This is a genomic window from Streptomyces sp. TRM70350, from assembly GCF_019219825.1.
Classification (GTDB): domain Bacteria; phylum Actinomycetota; class Actinomycetes; order Streptomycetales; family Streptomycetaceae; genus Streptomyces.
Genome location: NZ_JAHUXH010000002.1, coordinates 92360 through 112201, shown reverse-complemented (window position 1 = coordinate 112201; position 19842 = coordinate 92360). Strand labels below are relative to the sequence as shown.

19 protein-coding genes are annotated in these 19842 nt (G+C 71.1%); 8 read left to right on the top strand and 11 right to left on the bottom strand.

Annotated elements, in window-relative coordinates; translation table 11 throughout:
• Window positions 1–33: 33 nt before the first annotated feature.
• The 4 genes from KWI83_RS03885 to coxB all read right to left on the bottom strand — a co-directional run bounded on the left by KWI83_RS03885 (window position 34) and on the right by coxB (window position 4519).
• On the bottom strand, window positions 34–1296 hold the full coding sequence (locus tag KWI83_RS03885; protein ID WP_218512831.1) for an Ig-like domain-containing protein: 1263 nt from the start codon (window positions 1294–1296) through the stop codon (window positions 34–36).
• 138 nt (window positions 1297–1434) lie between these two features.
• On the bottom strand, window positions 1435–1833 hold the full coding sequence (locus KWI83_RS03880) for a cytochrome c oxidase subunit 4 (RefSeq protein WP_218512830.1): 399 nt from the start codon (window positions 1831–1833) through the stop codon (window positions 1435–1437).
• On the bottom strand, window positions 1830–3563 hold the full coding sequence (gene ctaD, locus KWI83_RS03875) for a cytochrome c oxidase subunit I (RefSeq protein WP_218512829.1): 1734 nt from the start codon (window positions 3561–3563) through the stop codon (window positions 1830–1832). Before ctaD ends, KWI83_RS03880 begins: the two co-directional genes overlap by 4 nt.
• Window positions 3560–4519, bottom strand: coding sequence for a cytochrome c oxidase subunit II (coxB, locus tag KWI83_RS03870; RefSeq protein WP_218512828.1), 960 nt, complete (start codon window positions 4517–4519; stop codon window positions 3560–3562). The genes ctaD and coxB overlap by 4 nt, the downstream gene beginning before the upstream one ends.
• Window positions 4520–4778: 259 nt before the next feature.
• Here coxB and KWI83_RS03865 point away from each other — a divergent pair, with 259 nt between their 5' ends.
• The gene (locus tag KWI83_RS03865) at window positions 4779–6155 is read left to right on the top strand and encodes a cysteine desulfurase/sulfurtransferase TusA family protein (protein ID WP_218512827.1); all 1377 of its coding nucleotides are present in this window, start codon (window positions 4779–4781) and stop codon (window positions 6153–6155) included.
• 5 nt (window positions 6156–6160) lie between these two features.
• Here KWI83_RS03865 and KWI83_RS03860 read toward each other — a convergent pair whose 3' ends face one another.
• Window positions 6161–7135, bottom strand: coding sequence for a carbohydrate kinase family protein (locus KWI83_RS03860; RefSeq protein WP_218512826.1), 975 nt, complete (start codon window positions 7133–7135; stop codon window positions 6161–6163).
• A gap of 206 nt (window positions 7136–7341) precedes the next feature.
• Here KWI83_RS03860 and KWI83_RS03855 point away from each other — a divergent pair, with 206 nt between their 5' ends.
• Together KWI83_RS03855 and KWI83_RS39890 are read left to right on the top strand one after the other, a co-directional pair.
• Window positions 7342–7551, top strand: a complete 210-nt coding sequence (locus tag KWI83_RS03855) for a hypothetical protein (RefSeq protein ID WP_218512825.1) — start codon at window positions 7342–7344, stop codon at window positions 7549–7551.
• A gap of 624 nt (window positions 7552–8175) precedes the next feature.
• Window positions 8176–9978, top strand: a complete 1803-nt coding sequence (locus tag KWI83_RS39890) for a hypothetical protein (RefSeq protein WP_374106276.1) — start codon at window positions 8176–8178, stop codon at window positions 9976–9978.
• 87 nt (window positions 9979–10065) lie between these two features.
• Here the strand turns inward: KWI83_RS39890 and KWI83_RS03845 are convergent, their stop codons facing one another.
• Window positions 10066–10422 (bottom strand): iron-sulfur cluster assembly accessory protein, encoded by a 357-nt coding sequence (locus tag KWI83_RS03845; RefSeq protein ID WP_006135694.1) that lies wholly within the window; start codon window positions 10420–10422, stop codon window positions 10066–10068.
• 344 nt (window positions 10423–10766) lie between these two features.
• On the opposite strand from KWI83_RS03845, the gene nadA reads away from it, so the two are divergent.
• Window positions 10767–11951 carry a quinolinate synthase NadA gene (gene nadA / locus KWI83_RS03840; RefSeq protein ID WP_218512824.1) on the top strand — a complete coding sequence of 395 codons (1185 nt, stop codon included), beginning with the start codon at window positions 10767–10769 and terminating at the stop codon, window positions 11949–11951.
• Window positions 11952–12050: 99 nt separating this feature from the next.
• On the opposite strand, the gene KWI83_RS03835 is transcribed toward nadA, so the two are convergent.
• From KWI83_RS03835 to KWI83_RS03820, 4 genes are read right to left on the bottom strand one after another with little or no spacing between them, the layout of a single operon-like run.
• Window positions 12051–12737 carry a response regulator transcription factor gene (locus KWI83_RS03835; protein ID WP_218512823.1) on the bottom strand — a complete coding sequence of 229 codons (687 nt, stop codon included), beginning with the start codon at window positions 12735–12737 and terminating at the stop codon, window positions 12051–12053.
• Window positions 12734–13954, bottom strand: a complete 1221-nt coding sequence (locus tag KWI83_RS03830) for a histidine kinase (RefSeq protein ID WP_218512822.1) — start codon at window positions 13952–13954, stop codon at window positions 12734–12736. The genes KWI83_RS03835 and KWI83_RS03830 overlap by 4 nt, the downstream gene beginning before the upstream one ends.
• Window positions 13955–13976: 22 nt before the next feature.
• Complete coding sequence (locus KWI83_RS03825) at window positions 13977–14258, bottom strand: hypothetical protein (protein WP_218512821.1); 282 nt, start codon at window positions 14256–14258, stop codon at window positions 13977–13979.
• 19 nt (window positions 14259–14277) lie between these two features.
• Window positions 14278–15084, bottom strand: a complete 807-nt coding sequence (locus KWI83_RS03820; protein ID WP_218512820.1) for a PspA/IM30 family protein — start codon at window positions 15082–15084, stop codon at window positions 14278–14280.
• Window positions 15085–15345: 261 nt separating this feature from the next.
• Here KWI83_RS03820 and KWI83_RS03815 point away from each other — a divergent pair, with 261 nt between their 5' ends.
• From KWI83_RS03815 to KWI83_RS03805, 3 genes are all read left to right on the top strand, one after another.
• A complete protein-coding gene (locus tag KWI83_RS03815) occupies window positions 15346–15975 on the top strand; it encodes a DUF3043 domain-containing protein (protein WP_256361750.1) in 630 nt (209 codons plus the stop codon).
• An 83-nt stretch (window positions 15976–16058) separates the two neighbouring features.
• Window positions 16059–16760, top strand: a complete 702-nt coding sequence (locus KWI83_RS03810) for a bifunctional 2-polyprenyl-6-hydroxyphenol methylase/3-demethylubiquinol 3-O-methyltransferase UbiG (protein ID WP_218513214.1) — start codon at window positions 16059–16061, stop codon at window positions 16758–16760.
• Between the two features lie 188 nt (window positions 16761–16948).
• Window positions 16949–18013 (top strand): S1C family serine protease, encoded by a 1065-nt coding sequence (locus tag KWI83_RS03805; RefSeq protein ID WP_218512818.1) that lies wholly within the window; start codon window positions 16949–16951, stop codon window positions 18011–18013.
• A 37-nt stretch (window positions 18014–18050) separates the two neighbouring features.
• Here the strand turns inward: KWI83_RS03805 and KWI83_RS03800 are convergent, their stop codons facing one another.
• Window positions 18051–18263 carry a hypothetical protein gene (locus KWI83_RS03800; protein WP_218512817.1) on the bottom strand — a complete coding sequence of 71 codons (213 nt, stop codon included), beginning with the start codon at window positions 18261–18263 and terminating at the stop codon, window positions 18051–18053.
• A gap of 354 nt (window positions 18264–18617) precedes the next feature.
• Between KWI83_RS03800 and KWI83_RS03795 the strand changes: the two genes are divergently transcribed.
• Window positions 18618–19826 carry a bifunctional adenosylcobinamide kinase/adenosylcobinamide-phosphate guanylyltransferase gene (locus tag KWI83_RS03795; RefSeq protein WP_218512816.1) on the top strand — a complete coding sequence of 403 codons (1209 nt, stop codon included), beginning with the start codon at window positions 18618–18620 and terminating at the stop codon, window positions 19824–19826.
• Window positions 19827–19842: the final 16 nt, after the last annotated feature.

Below are 19842 nucleotides of genomic sequence, written 5' to 3'. Positions count from 1 at the left end.
GCGACTGCGGCCTCTGGGGGTCCCTCGCGCGGTTCAGACGCTCTGCGGTCGTAGTCTCGCCCTCTCCACCTCCGTGGGTCCCTCCGGGTCGCCGGTGACCAGGGCGCTGCCCTTGCGCCATTTCGCCCAGTCGACGTTCCAGTCGCCGAAGCCGTTGCCGAACGGTTCCATCGTGTGGCCGGAGGAGTTGACCACCTTGACGATGTCGCCGGGGCGGACGGTCTCGTAGAACCAGGCGGCGTTGCTGGTCCTCATGCCGATGCAGCCGTGGCTGACGTTGGCGGAGCCCTGGTCGCCGACGGACCAGGGGGCGGCGTGCACGTACTCGCCGCTCCAGGTGACGCGGGTGGCGTAGTAGACGGGCAGGTCGTACGACTCCGAGGTGCCCGCGGCGATGCCGACCGTGGTGCCGCGCATGCGGACGAAGTACTCCTTGCCGATGACCACCTTGATCCCGTTGCGGGTCTCGAAGCCGGGCTTGCCCATGGTGATCGGAATGGTGTTGATCTCCTTGTCGTTCTTGTAGACGGTCATGTGGTGGCTGGAGGCGTCCGCGACGGCGATGATGCGGTCGCCCGTGGTGAGCTTCAGGGGCTTGGCGGTGCCGCCCCACAGGCGGTCGTTGATCTTGATCCCGTCGAGGTTGCTGAGCACCTGGATGGTGGCGTTGGTGGGCCAGTACTCCTTCGGCCGGTAGTGGAGCTTCTTGTCGTCGACCCAGTGCCAGGAGCCGTCCACGACGGGGCTGGAGACCACCTTCAGGCCACGTTCCACGATCGCGCGCTGTGCCTTGTCCTTGACGGGCTGGCTCAGGTCGGCGGTGACGGGCTGGCCCACGCCGTACTTGCCCGCCTGGGGGCCGAAAGTGACGTTCAGCCGCTGCTTGGCACGGGGCTTGCCGGTGTCGAAGGTGACGACCCGGCGGCCGGGCGCCCCGTCCTCGTCCTCGGTGCTCACCCGGACCGTGTAATGGGCATCGGCGGCCAGCGGTGAGGTGCTGTGCCAGCGGCCGCCGTCGGCGGAGAGTTCGCCCGAGACATGGCGGCCGACGGCGTCCGTGGCTGTGACGTCCGTGATCCGGCCCTCGTCGCCCTCGACGGTGATCTCCAGGGGCTTGTCCGGGTCGGCCTTCTGCCCGGCCTTGGTGGGGCCGTTGAAGGAGATCTGCTCCGCCGCGTCGTACGGCGTGGCGGACAGCGGGTTGCCGTCGCTGCCGCAGGCGGTGACGCCCACGCCGAGGGCGATCACCACCAGCGTGCAACCGGCGACTCTGCTGGTGCGCGATGAGTGGCTCATGCCTTCACGCTAGGAAGGTTCGTCAAGCTCGGCGCGGTGAGTCATCCGGACGAGTGATTCGTATGGGGAAACTTACAGAACGAAGAAGCCCGGACCCTCCTGACGGAGTGTCCGGGCTTCTGGAGCGCTCGGCGCTGCTTACTGGGTGCGGTTCTCACCGCGGTAGTACTCGAAGACCCAGCCCCAGAGACCGATCAGGAGCAGCGGGACGGAGAAGTACACCAACCACCAGCCGACCGCCACCCCGAGGAAGGCGAGGGCGCCGCCGATGCCCAGGGACAGCGGCTGCCAGCTGTGCGGGCTGAAGAAGCCCAGCTCGCCCGCGTCGTCCGCGACGTCGGCCTCCGTGTTGTCCTGGGCGCCGGTGTCGACCCGCTTGGCGGTGAAGCCCAGGTAGAAGCCGATCATGATGGCCAGGCCGAAGGCCAGGAAGAGGGCGGTGGTGCCGGCCGGCTCCTTCGACCACAAGCCATAGACGATCGCCATGGCGAGGATGAAGACGCTCAGCCACATGAACATCTTGCCCTGGATCTTCACTTGCCGGCCTCCTTGCCACCCGCGAGGGCGCTGGCACCGTGCCCGCCGTGGTCGAGTTCCTCAAGCGCGGCGATGTCGGGGTGGTGCAGGTCGAACGCCGGGGATTCACTGCGGATCCGCGGCAGGGTGAGGAAGTTGTGCCGCGGCGGCGGGCAGGAAGTGGCCCACTCCAGCGACCGGCCGTAGCCCCACGGGTCGTCGACGCCGACCGGCTTGCCGTACTTGGCCGTCTTCCACACGTTGTAGAAGAACGGCAGGATCGACAGGCCGAGCACGAAGGAGCTGATCGTCGAGACCGTGTTCAGGGCGGTGAAGCCGTCGGCCGCCAGGTAGTCGGCGTACCGGCGCGGCATGCCCTCGGCGCCCAGCCAGTGCTGGACCAGGAAGGTGCCGTGGAAGCCGGTGAACAGCGTCCAGAAGGTGATCTTGCCGAGCCGCTCGTCGAGCATCTTGCCGGTCCACTTCGGCCACCAGAAGTGGAAGCCGGAGAACATCGCGAAGACGACGGTGCCGAAGACGACGTAGTGGAAGTGCGCCACCACGAAGTACGAGTCGGAGACGTGGAAGTCCATCGGCGGCGAGGCCAGGATGACACCGGTCAGACCACCGAAGGTGAAGGTGATCAGGAAGCCGGTCGCCCAGAGCATCGGCGTCTCGAAGGACAGCGAGCCCTTCCACATCGTGCCGATCCAGTTGAAGAACTTCACACCGGTCGGGACGGCGATGAGGAACGTCATGAAGGCGAAGAACGGCAGCAGCACACCACCGGTGACGTACATGTGGTGCGCCCACACCGTCACGGACAGACCCGCGATCGCGATGGTGGCCGCGATCAGACCCGTGTAACCGAACATCGGCTTGCGGGAGAAGACCGGGATGACCTCACTGATGATGCCGAAGAACGGCAGCGCGATGATGTACACCTCTGGGTGGCCGAAGAACCAGAAGAGGTGCTGCCAGAGCAGCGCTCCACCGTTGGCCGAGTCGAAGATGTGCGCGCCGAACTTGCGGTCCGCCTCCAGTGCGAACAGCGCCGCCGCGAGGACCGGGAAGGCGAGCAGGACCAGGACACCGGTCAGCAGCACGTTCCACGTGAAGATCGGCATGCGGAACATGGTCATGCCGGGGGCGCGCATGCAGATGATCGTGGTGATGAAGTTGACCGAGCCGAGGATGGTGCCGAAGCCGGAGAGGGCCAGACCCATGATCCACATGTCGGAGCCGATGCCCGGCGAGCGGACCGCGTCCGACAGCGGCGAGTAGGCGAACCAGCCGAAGCTCGCCGCGCCGTTCGGAGTGAGGAAGCCGCCCACCGCGATCAGCGAGCCGAACAGGTACAGCCAGTAGGCGAACATGTTCAGCCGCGGGAACGCCACGTCGGGCGCGCCGATCTGCAGCGGCATGATCCAGTTCGCGAAACCGGCGAACAGTGGCGTCGCGAACATCAGCAGCATGATCGTGCCGTGCATCGTGAACGCCTGGTTGAACTGCTCGTTCGACATGATCTGCGTACCCGGGCGGGCGAGCTCGGCGCGCATGAGGAGCGCCATCACGCCACCGATGACGAAGAACGCGAACGACGTGACCAGGTACAGCGTGCCGATCGTCTTGTGGTCGGTGGTCGTCAGCCACTTCACCACGACGTTGCCGGGCTGCTTGCGCCGGAGAGGCAGTTCGTTCTGGTAAGTGCCGGCCTCGGCCGCGCCTGCGGGTTCGTTGACGATACTCACAGGATGTTCACCTCCCGGTTCTTCTCGTGGTCCGTCTGCTCGGTGCCGGCGGGAACGTAACCGGTCTGGCCCTTGCGGGCGAGTTCCTGAAGGTGCTGCTCGTAGCGCTCCGGAGAGACGACCTTCACGTTGAACAGCATCCGGGAGTGGTCGACGCCGCACAGTTCGGCGCACTTGCCCAGGAAGGTGCCCTGCTTGTTGGGGGTCACCTGGAAGGCGTTGGCGTGGCCGGGGATGACGTCCTGCTTCATCAGGAACGGCACCACCCAGAAGGAGTGGATGACGTCACGCGAGGTGAGGACGAAGCGGACCGTCTTGCCCTCGGGGAGCCACAGCGTGGGGCCGGGGTTGCCGGTCTGCGGGTTGCGCTCACCGGGCGTACCGCAGGTGTAGACACCGCCCGCGTTGTCCGGGAAGTCCTTCTTGTAGCGGTCCGGGACCGCGTCCAGTTCCTCGGCGGTCTTGGCGTCGCCGGTGGAACCTTCGACGTTCTCGATGTAGTTGAAGCACCAGCTCCACTGGAAGCCGACCACGTTCACCGTGACGTCGGGCTTCTTGGACATGTCCAGGAGCTTCGACTCGTCGCGGGCCGTGAAGTAGAAGAGGACCGAGACGATGATGATCGGAACCACCGTGTACAGCGCCTCGATCGGGACGTTGTACCGGGTCTGCGGAGGGATCTCGACCTTGGTGCGGCTGCGCCGGTGGAAGATCGCACTCCACAGAATGAGGCCCCACACCAGCACGCCGACGGCGAGCGCGGCAGCCCAGGATCCCTGCCACAGGGAGAGGACGATCGGCGCCTCTTCCGTGGTGGGGGTGGGCATACCAAGGCGGGGGAAGTCCTCCCATGTGCAACCGGTGGCGGTCGCCAGGACCAGGCCCGCGGTCAGTGCCTGCAGCAGCTTCCGCCGCATCGGGCGCCGCGGCGAGCGGTCGGAGCCGTTGGGACTCACGTAGCGCCTTCCCGAGAGTCTCGCCCGCGCTTGTTGGCTGCGGCCTTCTCGCTGGTCGGTCGCCGCCCTGCGTCGGGCAGGGGTTTGGATGTTTATGCGGACCAAACCCTAGCCGACGCCCTCCGGGGGTTTGCGAGGAGGGGTGCCTAGTAGCTCGGGTGGTTCGCTGGTTTGGCGGCTGCGGGTTCGCTGTGGCGTGTCGCGCGGTTCCCGGTGCCCCTGAGGGACGCCGATCCACACGGCGTTCTAGCGTTGGCGTATGGCTTACTTCGACGCCGCCTCCGCTGCTCCTCTTCATCCTGTTGCCCGGCAGGCGCTGCAGGCCTCCCTCGACGAAGGGTGGGCCGACCCCGCGCGGATGTACCGGGAGGGGCGGCGGGCGCGGATGCTGCTGGACGCCGCTCGGGAGGCCGCCGCCGAGGCTGTCGGGTGTCGGCCGGACGAGTTGGTGTTCGCCTCCTCCGGGACGCGGGCCGTGCACACCGGTGTCGCGGGCGCGTTGGCCGGGCGTCGGCGCGTCGGGCGCCACCTGATCGTGTCAGCGGTCGAACACTCCTCGGTGCTCCATGCGGCCGAGGTGCACGAGGCGGACGGCGGTACGACCACTCAGGTGGCGGTGGGCCGCGAAGGCGCCGTGCGTGCGCAGGCGTACGCCGAGGCGCTGCGGCCCGAGACCGCGCTGGCGTGTCTGCAGTCGGCCAACCACGAGGTGGGCACCGTGCAGCCGGTGGCCGAGGTGGCGTCGGTGTGCCGTCGGGCCGGGGTGCCGCTGCTGGTGGACGCGGCGCAGTCGCTGGCGTGGGGGCCGGTGGAGGGTGACTGGTCGCTGCTGACGGCGAGTGCGCACAAGTGGGGCGGGCCGTCGGGGGTGGGGCTGCTGGTGGTGCGCAAGGGGGTGCGGTTCGCGCCGCAAGGGCCCGCGGACGAGCGGGAGTCGGGGCGGGCCGCCGGGTTCGAGAACATCCCGGCCATCGTCGCGGCGGCGGCTTCGCTGCGGGCCGTACGGGCCGAGGCCGCCCAGGAGGCGGTACGGCTGCGGGAGCTGACGGACCGGATCCGGGCGCGGGTTCCGGAACTGCTGGGGGATGTCGAGGTGGTGGGCGATCCGGTGCGGCGGCTGCCGGGGATCGTCACCTTCTCGTGTCTCTATGTCGACGGGGAGACGCTGCTGCACGAGTTGGACCGCGCCGGTTTCTCCGTTTCGTCCGGGTCGTCCTGTACCAGCAGCACGCTGACGCCGAGCCATGTGCTGAAGGCGATGGGGGTGCTGAGCGAGGGCAACGTGCGGGTGTCGCTGCCGCTCGGGGCGGCGGAGGAGGACGTCGACCGGTTCCTTCAGGTGCTGCCGGGGTCGGTCGCGGCGGTGCGGGAGAAGCTCGGGGCGCCGACGCCCAGCACGGTCGCACGGGAGGACGCGCTCGTCGTGGACGCGGTCGGCAAGCTGTGCCCGATCCCGGTGATCGAGCTGGCCAAGGTCATCGGGGACGTGCCGGTGGGCGGGACGGTGCGGGTGCTCGCGGACGACGAGGCGGCGCGGCTGGACATCCCGGCGTGGTGCGCGATGCGCGGGCAGGAGTACGTGGGTGAGGAACCGGCGGACCACGGCGTCGCCTACGTGGTCCGCCGACGGGCGTAGTCAGCTCAGTTCAGGTGGGCCCGGACCTCGGCGGCGGCGTCATGGCCGTACGCCTTGGTGAAGCGGTCCATGAAGTGGGCGCGGCGCAGCGCGTACTCCTGCGTGCCGACGGTCTCGATGACGAGCGTGGCCAGCATGCAGCCGACCTGGGCCGCGCGCTCCAGGCCGACGCCCCAGGCCAGGCCGGACAGGAAACCGGCGCGGAAGGCGTCGCCGACGCCGGTGGGGTCGGCCTTGCGCTCCTCCTCCGGGCAGCCGACCTCGACCGGGTCCTCGCCGGCCCGCTCGATCCGGACGCCCCGGGCGCCGAGGGTGGTGACGCGGTGGCCGACCTTGCCGAGGATCTCCTCGTCGCTCCAGCCGGTCTTGTTCTCGATGAGGCCCTTCTCGTACTCGTTGGAGAAGAGGTACGTCGCCCCGTCCAGCAGGATGCGGATCTCCTCGCCGTCCATGCGGGCGATCTGCTGGGAGAAGTCGGCGGCGAACGGGATGTTGCGGGAGCGGCACTCCTCGGTGTGCCGGAGCATCGCCTCCGGGTCGTCGGCGCCGATCAGGACGAGGTCGAGGCCGCCGACGCGGTCCGCGACGGTCTTCAGCTCGATCAGGCGGGCCTCGCTCATGGCGCCGGTGTAGAAGGAGCCGATCTGGTTGTGGTCGACGTCCGTGGTGCACACGAAGCGGGCGGTGTGCAGGGTCTCGGAGATGCGCACGGAGGCGGTGTCGACACCGTGCCGGTCCAGCCAGGCACGGTACTCGTCGAAGTCGGCGCCGGCGGCGCCGACCAGGATCGGCCGGGTGCCGAGCTGGCCCATCCCGAAGGCGATGTTGGCGCCCACGCCACCCCGGCGGACATCGAGCTTGTCGACCAGGAACGACAGCGAGACCGTGTGCAGCTGGTCCGCGACGAGCTGGTCGGAGAAACGGCCGGGGAAGGTCATGAGGTGGTCGGTGGCGATGGAGCCGGTGACTGCGATGCGCACGGCGTGGAATCTCCCGGGTGGAGGGGGTTGGCGATCCACGCTACCCGGTTGCGGCGGTGGCGCTGAAGCGGATGGCCGGATGGTGTGGGGGGACGGCCAGGAGTCGGCCAGGTGTCGACAAAAGGACGGCGGACGACTGCGAAGCCGCCAAAACTACCCGATAGTAGATCTTTCTTCGCCCGCCCCGGCGTGCCTACGGTGCCGCTATGACGAAACTCGACGACCCGGCCCCCACCCCCGCCGACCTGGAAGGCGACCTGGCCTCGCTGCGCGGCGACTGCGCCCGGATGGTCCCGCACTGGTCGGCCCCCGAACGGGGCGCCACCCGCCCGGTCCCGCCGTCGCTGATCCACGGCGTGACCGTGCCGCCGAAGTCGGCCCGGCTGCTGGACGCGATGTCGGACTACGGCGACTGAGCCGACCGCTCCGGGAACCGCGCGCTCCCCCGCTGCGTCCCATCGCTGTCCCCCGTAAAGGGGATACGGGATACGACCCACCAGCGTGAGCTGTGCAGCCGAAGGAGCGATGCGGTGAACACCGAGCGACCCGACAACGACGACGACGTCGCGGGCGGGACCGGCGCCGCCGAGCCGACCGACGACGGGCGGGACAGCCCGCGGACCTCCCCGCGGGGCTCGAAGGACGCGCAGGGTTCGGGGGGCGCGCAGGCGCGGGGAGGCGCGCAGCCCTCGGAGCAGACGCAGGGCTCGGAGCAGACGCAGGCGTCGGGAGGCGCGCAGCCCTCAGAGCAGACGCAGGGCTCGGAGCAGACGCAGGCGTCGGGAGGCGCGCAGGCCTCAGAGCAGGCGCAGGGCTCGGAGCAGACGCAGGCGTCGGGAGGCGCGCAGGCCTCAGAGCAGGCGCAGGGCTCGGAGCAGACGCAGGGCTCAGGCCAGGCGCAGGCGCCGGGAGGCGCGCAGCCCTCGGAGCAGACGCAGGGCTCGGAGCAGACGCAGGCGCCGGGAGGCGCGCAGGCCTCAGAGCAGGCGTCGGGCTCGGGGGACGCGGGGTCTTCACGGGACGCCGAAGCCTCCGTCGGCGTGCAGGCCTCGATCGGCGCGCAAACCTCCATCGGCGCGCAAGCTTCAGAAGGCTCGCAGGCCTCGGAGGAGGCGCAGGCCTCGGAGGATGCCGAGGAGGGCGTCGACCGCGACGAGCCGGACGTCGCCCGCGGCGAGCGCGGCGAGCGCGGCGCGGCTCGGGACGAGCACAGCGCGACTCAGGACCAGCCCGGCACGGCTCAGAACGAGCACAGCCCAGCTCAGAACGAGCACAGCCCAGCTCAGGAGCAGCCCGGCACAGCTCAGAACGAGCACAGCCCAGCTCAGGACCAGCCCAGCGCAGCTCAGGACCAGCCCGGCACAGCTCAGGACCAGCACAGCGCAGCTCGGGGCGTCGCCCGCACGGGCGAGGGCGACGCGCCCGGCGCCCGCCGCCCCGTCCGCCGCCGCTCCCCCGCCGTCATCGCCTCCGTCGCCGCCGCCGTTCTGCTGGTCGGAGGCGGCGGGGCCTACCTCACGGCGTCGGCCGGGGGCGGCTCCGGCGGCGGTACGGGGCCCGGTGCCCCGGCGGGGAACGGCACTCCCCCGCCGCTCGCCCTCGACGGCTACTCCTCCGGCGCCCCGAACGGCATCGCGCCCGGCGAGCCCGACCCGAACGGCGTCACCTACTGGGCCGACGACCGCCTCCCCACCGGCCCGCGCTCGGCGGCCGTGCACTGGCCGCAGGGCGAGGTCACCAAGGAGGAGGTGGCGCGGCTCGCCGAGGCGCTCGACCTCGCGGGGACGCCGGTCGCCGAGGGGCAGGCCTGGAGGATCGGGGGCCAGGACGGTCAGGGCCCCGGCCTCCAGGTGAACCGGCAGGCGCCCGGCACCTGGACCTTCCACCGGTACGCCCCCGGCACCGACAACTGCCAGGGCACCACGGCGTGCGCCAAGAACCCCTCGGCCGGTTCCGCCGATCCGGTGAGCGAGGAGGCGGCGAGGAAGGCGGCCGCGCCGATCCTGAAGGCGGTCGGGCAGGACTCCGCCAAGGTGGACGCCGGCCAGGTCATGGGCGCGCGGCGGGTGGTGAACGCCGATCCGGTGGTCGGCGGGCTGCCGACGTACGGCTGGCCGACCGGGGTCACGGTCGGCGCCCAGGGCGAGGTGGTGGCCGCGAGCGGCCAGTTGACGGCGCCGGTGAAGGGGGCGACGTACCCCGTGCTGAGCGCGGAGCGGACGCTGGAGCTGATGAACGCGGCGCAGGCGCCCACCCCGCGCGGCGGGATCGGCGGCTGCACCGGGCCCGTACCGCTGGAGGAGGACGAGCCCTGCGAAGAGGCGCGCACCGCGCCGCCCCCGCGGGAACGGATCGTTGTCGAGGACGCGGTGTTCGGGCTGGCCTCGCACACGGTGGACGCCCGGCCGGCGCTGGTGCCGTCCTGGCTGTTCGAGGTACGGGCGCCCGGGGCGCAGGACGGCTTCACGGTGACGTATCCGGCGATCGACCCGAAGTACCTGACCCGGTGGGGCGGGGAGTCCAGTCCGCGGCCGTCGGATCCGGGGGACGCGCCGCGTACCCGGGACGTCCGGGTGGAGGGCTACACCGCCGAGGGCCGGGAGCTGACCGTGAGCTTCACGGGCGGGGTATGCGCCGACTACGAGGCCAAGGCGGTCGAGGGGCCCGACAAGGTGACCGTGACGGTGACCGAGAAGCCGTGGCCGGACAAGGTCTGCATCCTGATCGCCAAGGTCCACTACCGGACCGTGCAACTGGACGAGCCGCTCGGTGACCGGAAGGTGGTCGGCTCGGACGGCGAGAGCATTCCGCTGCTGAAGCCGGGAGCCCGGCTTCCCGGGTAGCCGGCACGGCAGCACGAAGGCGGCGGCCCCGCACAAGGGGGGCCGCCGCCTTCACTGTGGGTCGCGTGGCTCGGCTGAACGCGTGGCTCAGCTGAAGGAGTCGCCGCAGGCGCAGGAACCCGTCGCGTTCGGGTTGTCGATCGTGAAGCCCTGCTTCTCGATGGTGTCCACGAAGTCGATGGTGGCGCCGCCCAGGTACGGAGCGCTCATCCGGTCGGTGACGACCTTGACCCCACCGAAGTCCTTCTCCACGTCGCCGTCGAGCGAGCGCTCGTCGAAGAAGAGCTGGTAGCGCAGGCCGGAGCAGCCGCCGGGCTGGACGGCGACGCGCAGCGCGAGGTCGTCGCGGCCTTCCTGGTCGAGCAGCGCCTTGACCTTGGACGCGGCGGCGTCGGTCAGGATGATGCCGTCGGTGACGGTGGTGGTCTCGTCCGATACGGACATCTACATCTCTCCCGGGTTGTACGGAGACTGCTTGCCGACGGTTGCAACCGGCGGGGCCGCGGATTCATTCCGGGGCGGGCCCGTGTCTTTTCTCCTTGGCGTCCTCTTCATGCTCGCACATGCCTCCGTGAGCGCACAGCAGCCTGTGGACAACCGGACAACGCCGTACGACTGGGAGGTGTCAGGATTCACGTCACATCGACGCTATGGCCATCGTCAAACTGACGTGAAGCGGTTATGATAGATAGCGTCATTTCGACGAAAAGTCGAAAAGGTGTCCCGTATGTCCCGCCGATCCGGCTCCCCCCGGGTCGGCGAGCCGCAGAACAGAAAGGGTGCGTGTCGTGACCACCGCCCAGACCCAGGAGCTCGACGTACAGCCGACGCCCCTCGCCCTGCTGCTGCTCGGCCGCGAGGCCGACCCGAGGAGCGAGCGCGGCGTCGAGTGTCCCGGCGACCTGCCCTCGCCGTCCGACCCCGACCTGGTCGAGCGCGCCCGGGCGGCCAAGGAGAAGCTGGGCGACAAGGTCTTCGTGCTCGGCCACCACTACCAGCGCGACGAGGTCATCCAGTTCGCGGATGTCACGGGCGACTCCTTCAAGCTGGCCAGGGACGCGGCCGCGCGCCCCGAGGCCGAGTACATCGTCTTCTGCGGCGTGCACTTCATGGCCGAGTCCGCGGACATCCTGACGTCCGACGACCAGAAGGTCGTGCTGCCCGACCTGGCCGCCGGCTGCTCGATGGCCGACATGGCGACGGCCGAGCAGGTCGCCGAGTGCTGGGACGTGCTGACCGAGGCCGGGATCGCCGAGCAGGTCGTGCCCGTCTCGTACATGAACTCCTCCGCCGACATCAAGGCGTTCACCGGCAAGCACGGCGGCACCATCTGCACCTCGTCCAACGCCAAGCGGGCCCTGGAGTGGGCGTTCGAGCAGGGCGAGAAGGTGCTGTTCCTGCCCGACCAGCACCTGGGCCGCAACACCGCCGTGCGGGACATGGGCATGACCCTCGACGACTGCGTCGTCTACAACCCGCACAAGCCGAACGGCGGCCTGACCGCCGACGAGCTGCGGGCCGCGAAGATGATCCTGTGGCGCGGCCACTGCTCGGTGCACGGCCGCTTCAACCTCGACTCCGTCAACGACGTGCGCGCGCGCATCCCCGGCGTGAACGTGCTGGTCCACCCCGAGTGCAAGCACGAGGTGGTGTCGGCGGCGGACTACGTGGGCTCGACGGAGTACATCATCAAGACCCTGGAGGCGGCCCCGGCCGACTCCAAGTGGGCCATCGGCACGGAGCTGAACCTGGTCCGCCGCCTGGCGAACCGTTTCGCGCCGGAGGGCAAGGAGATCGTCTTCCTCGACAGGACGGTCTGCTTCTGCTCGACCATGAACCGCATCGACCTGCCCCACCTGGTCTGGGCCCTGGAGTCCCTGGCCGAGGGCAACCTGGTCAACCGCATCGAGGTCGACAAGGAGACGGAGGCCTTCGCGAAGCTGGCGCTGGAGCGGATGCTGGCACTGCCGTAGCCTCCGGCGGTGCACCGCGTGAAGAGGGGGCCGCACCTGAGGTGCGGCCCCCTCCGGCCTGGTCACTTGCGCTCCGGCCGCATTGCAGACAGCTCGGGGTCAGTCCACCCTTGGACGAACCAGCCCCGACTCGTACGCGATCACCACCAGTTGCGCCCGGTCGCGGGCGCCCAGCTTGGCCATGGCCCGGTTGACGTGCGTCTTCACCGTCAGCGGGCTGACTTCCAGACGTTCGGCGATCTCGTCGTTGGAGTGGCCGCCCGCGACCTGGACGAGGACCTCGCGCTCCCGGCCCGTCAGCGCGTCCAGCCGCTCGGAGCGGGCGAGGTCGCGGTCGGTGTCGTGGAGGTCGCCGCCCTGGGCGAGGAAACGGGCGATCAGGCCCTTGGTGGCGGCCGGGGACAGCAGCGCCTCGCCGCCGGCCGCGACCCGGATGGCGGTGAGCAGCTCCTCCGGTTCGGAGCCCTTGCCGAGGAAGCCGGAGGCGCCCGCGCGCAGCGACTGCACCACGTAGTCGTCGACCTCGAAGGTGGTCAGGATGACGATCCGGACGTGGGCGAGTCCGGGGTCGGAGCTGATCATGCGGGTGGCGGCGAGCCCGTCGGTGCCGGGCATCCGGATGTCCATCAGGACCACGTCGACGCGCTGCTCCTTGGCCAGCCGTACCGCCTCCGCGCCGTCGGAGGCCTCCCCCACCACTTCCATGTCGGGCTCGGAGTCGACGAGCACACGGAAGGCGCTGCGCAGCAGCGCCTGGTCGTCGGCGAGCAGGACACGGATCGTCATACGGGGTCCTTCGCTGGGGCGGTGCGGGTCTTGACCGGAAGGATCGCATGCACGCGGAAGCCGCCGCCGTAGCGGGGACCGGTGGTGAGGGTGCCGCGCAGGGCGGTGACGCGTTCGCGCATGCCGAGCAGTCCGTGGCCGCCGCCGGAGCCGGGGCCGTCGTCCTCGCCGGAGCCGTTGTCGAGGACCGTGATCTCGATGTTCGGCCCCACGCGGACGACGCTGACCTCGGCCTTCGCCGCCGTACCGGCGTGTTTCTGGACGTTGGTGAGGGCTTCCTGGATGACGCGGTACGCCGCCAGGTCGACGGCGGCGGGGAGGTCGGTGCCGTGGTCGGCGCGGGCGACCTCGACGTGCAGGCCGGCGCTGCGGAAGGTGCCGACCAGTTCGTCGAGGCGGTCCAGGCCGGGGGCCGGTTCGGTCGGGGCCTCGGGGTCGTCGGACTGGCGGAGCAGGCCGACGGTGGCGCGCAGTTCGTTGAGCGCGGAGCGGCTCGCCTCGCGGACGTGCGCGAGGGCCTCCTTGGCCTGGTCGGGCCGCTTGTCCATGACGTGCGCGGCGACCCCGGCCTGCACATTGACCAGGGCGATGTGGTGGGCGACCACGTCGTGCAGGTCGCGGGCGATGCGCAGCCGTTCCTCGGCGACCCGGCGGCGGGCCTCCTCCTCGCGGGTGCGTTCGGCCTTCTCGGCACGCTCGCGGATGGCGTGCACGAAGTCCCGGCGGCTGCGGACCGCGTCGCCGCCGGCCGCGGCCATGCCGGTCCAGGCGAACACGGCGAGGTTCTCCTGGGCGTACCAGGGCAGCGGTCCGGCGAGCATGGCGGCGCCGGTCAGCAGGGTCATGGTGAGCAGGCCGACGCGCCAGGTGGTGGAGCGGTCGGTGGTGGCGGCGACCGTGTAGAGGGCGACCACGGCGGACATGGCGACGGGGGCTCTGGGGTCGCCGGTGACGAACTCGACGACGCAGAGGGTGCCGGTGAGGCCGAGGACCCGCATGGGGGCGCGGCGGCGGAACACCAGGGCGGCGGCGGCGAGCCCCATGAGGACGAGACTGAGGATGTCCGGGGTGCGCAGCACCCAGTCGACGCCGTGCTTGCCGTGCGGGTCCACGAGGGAGCCGGCCACCATGCAGACCAGTACGCCGGCCGCCAGCGCCGCGTCCAGCGCCGTGGGGTGTGCCTTCAGCCCGCGCCGGGCGCTTTCGAGGGTGCTCACGGCTGTCAACCGTACGGGGTTGTCAGCCGCCCGGGATCAGGCCGTCGTCGCTCAGCATCTCCCGGACGTCCTCCAGCGTCGCGTCGGGGGACGGCAGGATGAGGTCCGAGGGTTCGAGGGAGTCGTCCGGGAGGGGCTCGCCCATTTCGCGGACCTTGGTGAGGAGGTCCTGGAGGGTGCGGCGGAAGCCGGGACCGTCGCCGTGCTCCATTTCCGCCAGGAGCTCGTCGTCCAGCTTGTTCAGCTGGGTGAGGTGGCTGTCGGCCAGCCTCACCTGCCCCTCCCCCATGATCCGTACGATCATGTCGCCCTCCGGTGGGTGACTACTGCTTGTCGAAGCGCGGAGTGTCCTGCGGCTGCTGCTGGGACTGCGTCTGGGACTGGGACTGGTCCTTGCCGCCCTCGATGGCCTGCTGGCCACCGGTGCCTCCGGCCAGCTCCGCCTTCATCCGCTGCAGCTCCAGCTCTACATCCGTACCACCGGAGAGCCGGTCCAGCTCGGCCTGGATGTCGTCCTTGGCCATGCCGGTGGGGTCGTCGAGCGCGCCGGAGGCGAGCAGTTCGTCGATCGCGCCGGCCCGGGCCTGGAGCTGGGCCGTCTTGTCCTCGGCCCGCTGGATGGCCATCCCGACGTCGCCCATCTCCTCGGAGATGCCGGTGAAGGCCTCGCCGATCCGGGTCTGCGCCTGGGCCGCCGTGTACGTCGCCTTGATCGTCTCCTTCTTCGTGCGGAAGGCGTCGACCTTGGCCTGGAGGCGCTGGGCCGCCAGGGTGAGCTTCTCCTCCTCGCCCTGGAGCGTCGCGTGCTGGGTCTCCAGGTCCGTCACCTGCTGCTGGAGGGCGGCCCGGCGGGAGAGCGCCTCACGGGCCAGGTCCTCACGGCCCAGCGCGAGCGCCTTGCGGCCCTGGTCCTCCAGCTTGGTCGACTGGGTCTGCAGCTGGTTCAGCTGGAGCTCCAGGCGCTTGCGCGAGGTCGCCACGTCCGCGACACCACGGCGGACCTTCTGGAGCAGCTCCAGCTGCTTCTGGTACGAGTAATCGAGGGTCTCGCGCGGGTCCTCGGCCCGGTCAAGGGCCTTGTTCGCCTTCGCGCGGAAGAGCATCCCCATACGCTTCATGACACCGCTCATGGGCTTCGCGCGCCCCCTTCTGACGGACTTCCAGCTCACAGCTCTGCGACAGAACCCACAGTACGGGCCCTGCATCCATTACCGCACTGTTCGGGGACGGATGCGCTCATCCCCAAGGACGACTGAGTGCGCTCCTGCTCCGGCCTAGGGAGTAGGTGACCCCTGGGTATGACCCGAGGGCCCGAAGGCGTACACATCGTCCCCTCTGTCCCCTTAGAGACGACTGGTGTTGCGGGATCGTTCCCCGCGGGACTGGGGTCCATGCCCCGGGACCCCGTACCCTTGGGTTTTGTGTTCCGTAGCCGTGCCAAAGAAGAGAAGGCCGCCGGCGCCGCCCAGGCGCAGCTGACCGACTCCAAGCAGCCCCGTGACCCGCAGGCCCCGAAGGGCCGGCCGACGCCCAAGCGCAGTGAGGCCCAGTCCCAGCGCCGCAGCGTCGCCAACACGTCGATGACACGCAAGGAGGCCGCCAAGCGGCAGCGCGAGGAGCGGCGTGCCGCGCTGGAGCGGCAGCGTAAGGCGCTGGCGGGCGGTGACGAGCGGTATCTCCCGGCGCGCGACAAGGGTCCGGTGCGCCGGTTCGCCCGCGACTTCGTCGACTCGCGGTTCAACATCGCGGAGTACTTCCTGCCGATGGCCGTGGTCATCCTGGTGCTGAGCATGGTGCGGGTGCCGGCGCTGCAGAGCATCGCGCTGCTGCTGTGGCTGGTGGTGATCGTGCTCATCGTCCTGGACTCGTTCGTCACCGGGTTCCGGCTGAAGAAGCGGCTGGCGGAGCGCTTCCCCGACGAGAACAGGCGCGGCGCGGTCGCCTACGCGCTGATGCGCTCCCTCCAGATGCGCCGACTCCGGCTGCCCAAGCCGCAGGTCAAGCGCGGAGAGCGGCCCTGAGCGCGACGTCTTTCCCGGGGGGTGCGGCGGACGCCCGGCTGAGCGGGCTCGGCGGGTTGCGTGACGTCGTACGGCAGGAACTGGTGGCCCGGCAGCTCGACGAGCAGATAGCCGGGCGGTTCCCGGTCGGGCAGCGGCTGCGGGTGCTCGACGTGGGGATGGGCCAGGGCACGCAGGCGCTGCGGCTGGCCCGGGCCGGGCACCAGGTGACCGGCATAGAGAAGGACGCGACGATGCTCGCGGCGGCGCGGTCGGCGCTGACGGAGGAGCCGGAGGGGATCCGGGAGCGGGTACGGCTCATCGAGGGGGACGGCCGGGACACGGGCGTGCACTTCCTGCCCGGCAGCTTCGACGTCGTGCTCTGTCATGGCGTGCTCATGTACGTCGACGATCCCGATCCGCTGCTGGCGGGGCTGGCGCGGATGCTCGCACCGGGCGGGCTGTTGTCGCTGCTGGTGCGCAACGGGGACGCGCTGGCGATCCGTCCGGGGCTGTCCGGCGACTGGGCCGCGGCGCTCGCCGCCTTCGACACCACGGCGTACCGGAACCGGCTGGGCCTCGACGTCCGGGCCGACCGGCTGGCCGCGCTGACGGCCACGCTCGCCGGGATCGGGGCGCCGCTGCACGCCTGGTACGGCGTGCGGGTCTTCACCGACACGGCGGCGGACGGGGCGGACGTCCCGGCCGATGTGGAGACGCTGCTGGCGGTGGAGGAGCGGGCCGGGCGGACGGATCCGTACCGGGGGGTCGCGGCGTTGCTGCATCTGTGCGGGGTACGCGGCTGAGCGCCCCGCGGGAAGTGCCGCGACGGGCTGTCGATCGGCTGCGGGCCCTTCGTGGCCGGTGGCGCAGTTCCCCGCGCCCCCGCGGGGCGCTGCCGAATCGGCACCGGCATGATCCGAACGACAGGCCCTGAGCCCGTTCGGGCGTACAGCGCGGGCCCTCATCCCGGCCCGGAAGCCAGACTCGGGGCATGAAAGCTCCCCCTTTCCGGGCGCCGCGCCTCGCCGTGGGTCTGTTGTGCTGCCTCGTCCTGGTCTCCGTCTCCGGGTGCACCGGGGTTGGCCCGGCGGGGCAGCCCGAGCAGACGGCCACGCCGACCGCCGCGCCGACGGTGGCGAACGAACTGCAGAACGCCTACCAGAGGGTGATCAGCAACGTCCTGCCGTCGGTCGTACAGATCCAGGGCCGCACTGCTCTGGGCTCCGGAGTGGTGTACGACGACGAGGGCCACATCGTCACGAACGCGCACGTCGTCGGTGAGCAGCGAACGTTCCAGGTGACGACCGCCAACAGCGAGGAGCAGCTCCGCGCCCGGCTCGTCTACTCGTACCCCGAGCAGGACCTGGCCGTGGTGAAGCTGGACCGGCCCCCGGAGGGACTGCGGCCGGCGACCTTCGGGGACTCCACGAAGGTCGAGGTCGGACAGATCGTGCTGGCGATGGGGTCGCCGCTCGGGCTGTCGTCGAGCGTGACGCAGGGGATCGTGTCGGCGACCGGACGGACCGTCACGGCATCCGGCGACGACGGTCCGGGGGTGACGATCGCCAACATGGTGCAGACGTCGGCGGACATCAACCCGGGCAACAGCGGGGGCGCGCTGGTGAACCTCGCCGGGCGGGTCATCGGCATCCCGACGCTGGGCGCGACCGACCCCGGCATCGGGGAGGTTCCGGCGCCCGGGATCGGGTTCGCGATCCCGGCGTCGACGGTGAAGACGATCGCCGATCAGATCATCGAGGAGGGCCGGGTCACCGAATCGGGGCGGGCGGCGCTCGGCATCACGGGCCGTACCGTCCTCAACGACGACTACCGGCCCGCCGGGGTGGCCGTCGTCGAGGTCCGCTCCGGCGGGCCGGCGGACAAGGCCGGCATCCGGTCCGGGGACATCATCACCAGGTTGGGTGACACGGACATCACCACCATCACGTCACTCGCCGAGGCGCTGGCGCCGCTGCGGCCGGGGGACCGGACGACGGTGACGTTCAGCCGGAACGGCCGGGAGCGGACCGTGGAGGTGACGCTGGGCGAGCAGTGACAAGGGCGGCCCGCGCGGGCCGCCCCGCCCCGTCCCGTTAGGCCTGCTCGGCGTGCAGGCTCATCGGCCCGTAGATCTCGGTGCCGTCCTCGAACAGCCGTACCTGGTCCGCGCCTCCGGCGAGCAGGTCCTTCCAGTGCTCCCCGATCCAGGACTCGGCGTCGCCCTGCGTGGTGAACTCCTCGGGCTGCACCGCGGGCTGGACCTCCGTCCCGTCGGCCTTCTCGAACCGCCACGTCCATGCCACCATGTACGCCTCCCAGCTGTCAGCACCTGCAGAGCCGGAACCGGACCTTGATCCGGCTCCCGCCCCGAGCCTATGCGCTCCGCTGGGTGAGCCGTTGTCGGACGGCGGGGGATCGGTCACACCGCGCCGGCCGCCGGGGGCTGCCGCTCATGGATCGGTCCCGTGCCGGTAGGGGCGTCCTGGCTCAAGAGGAGCCCCTTACGGCGTCCCGGGGGCAAGACGGGCGGCACCGCCGGGACCCTCAGGGCACCCCAGATGCCCCGCACAGCACCCCAGACACCCAACACGAGCAGCACCACCCGCCCCCCACCACGTCCCGCGCGCGCAGGGCAGGCGATGAGCGGCGAAAATCGGATCGTGGAACTGACTCTGCTCGGCACCGGCGCCCCCGCGGGACTCCCTCGTCCCGACTGTCCCTGCGCTGCCTGCGCCACCGCCCTCGGCGCGGAGGCGCGGGCGGCCACGGCCGTGCTCGTGGACGGGGCGATGCTGTTCGACCTGACCCCGGGTGCGGCGTTCGCGGCGGCGCGGGCGGGCCGGTCGCTGGCGGGAGTACGGCAGGTGCTGCTGTCGCATCCGCACAACGGGCCGCCGATGGAGGTGCCGGCCGGGCTGCCGCAGCCCGGGCGGGTGCCGGACGGGCGGGAGTTGGCGCTGCTGACGGGGCATCGGGTGCGGGCGCTGGCGATGGACGCGCCGGGCACGGGGTACGCCGTGACCGGGCCGGACGGGCAGCGGTTGGTGTATCTGCCGCCCGGGTGTGCCCCGGCCGGGCTGGAGGAGGGGGGCGTGGCGGCGGGGCCGTACGACATGGTGCTCGCGGACGTCGTGGGGCGGCCGGACGCGCTGGCGCGGTTGCGGGCGGTGGGGGCGGTCGGGCCCACGACGGACGTCATCGCCGTACACCTGGATCACGACGTGCCGCCGGGGGCGGAGTTGCGGCGGCGGCTGGCCGCGGCGGGGGCGCGGGCCGTGCCGGACGGGGTGAGTCTGGCGGTCGGGGCGTACGAGGACGTGCCCGACGTGCCGCGGCGGACGCTGGTGCTGGGTGGGGCAAGGTCGGGCAAGTCGGTGGAGGCGGAGCGGCGGCTGGAGGCGTTCCCCCATGTGCTGTACGTCGCCACGGGCGGCACCCGGGGCGGGGACGGGGAGTGGGCGGAGCGGGTGGCCGCGCACCGGGAGCGGCGGCCGGGGTCGTGGCGGACGGTGGAGACGTGCGACCTGGTACCGCTGCTCGCGGAGGACGGGCCGCCGCTGCTGATCGACTGTCTGTCGCTGTGGCTGACGGACGCGATGGACGCCGTCGGGGCGTGGGACGACGCGGAGTGGGCGGACGGCGGCGAGAAGGCGCTGCGCGAGCGGGTGCACGCGCTGACGGAGGCGGTGCGGGGCACGCGGCGGGTGGTGGTCGCCGTGTCGAACGAGGTGGGTTCCGGCATCGTCCCGGCCACGGCGTCCGGCCGACGGTACCGGGACGAACTGGGGCGCCTGAACGCGGCGTTCGCGAGTGAGTGCGAGCAGGTGCTGCTGGTGGTGGCGGGGCAGACCGTGGTGCTGCGGGGCTGAGGGGGGCGCCCGTGCC

What these genes read in the sequence shown, in the direction of transcription:
- KWI83_RS03885 (WP_218512831.1), bottom strand. Translation starts at nt 1,296, where the DNA reads ATGAGCCACTCATCGCGCACCAGCAGAGTCGCCGGTTGCACGCTGGTG.
- KWI83_RS03865 (WP_218512827.1), top strand. Translation starts at nt 4,779, where the DNA reads ATGGCTTACTTCGACGCCGCCTCCGCTGCTCCTCTTCATCCTGTTGCC.
- KWI83_RS03855 (WP_218512825.1), top strand. Translation starts at nt 7,342, where the DNA reads ATGACGAAACTCGACGACCCGGCCCCCACCCCCGCCGACCTGGAAGGC.
- KWI83_RS03845 (WP_006135694.1), bottom strand. Translation starts at nt 10,422, where the DNA reads ATGTCCGTATCGGACGAGACCACCACCGTCACCGACGGCATCATCCTG.
- KWI83_RS03835 (WP_218512823.1), bottom strand. Translation starts at nt 12,737, where the DNA reads ATGACGATCCGTGTCCTGCTCGCCGACGACCAGGCGCTGCTGCGCAGC.
- KWI83_RS03825 (WP_218512821.1), bottom strand. Translation starts at nt 14,258, where the DNA reads ATGATCGTACGGATCATGGGGGAGGGGCAGGTGAGGCTGGCCGACAGC.
- KWI83_RS03820 (WP_218512820.1), bottom strand. Translation starts at nt 15,084, where the DNA reads ATGAGCGGTGTCATGAAGCGTATGGGGATGCTCTTCCGCGCGAAGGCG.
- KWI83_RS03815 (WP_256361750.1), top strand. Translation starts at nt 15,346, where the DNA reads ATGCCCCGGGACCCCGTACCCTTGGGTTTTGTGTTCCGTAGCCGTGCC.
- KWI83_RS03805 (WP_218512818.1), top strand. Translation starts at nt 16,949, where the DNA reads ATGAAAGCTCCCCCTTTCCGGGCGCCGCGCCTCGCCGTGGGTCTGTTG.
- KWI83_RS03800 (WP_218512817.1), bottom strand. Translation starts at nt 18,263, where the DNA reads ATGGTGGCATGGACGTGGCGGTTCGAGAAGGCCGACGGGACGGAGGTC.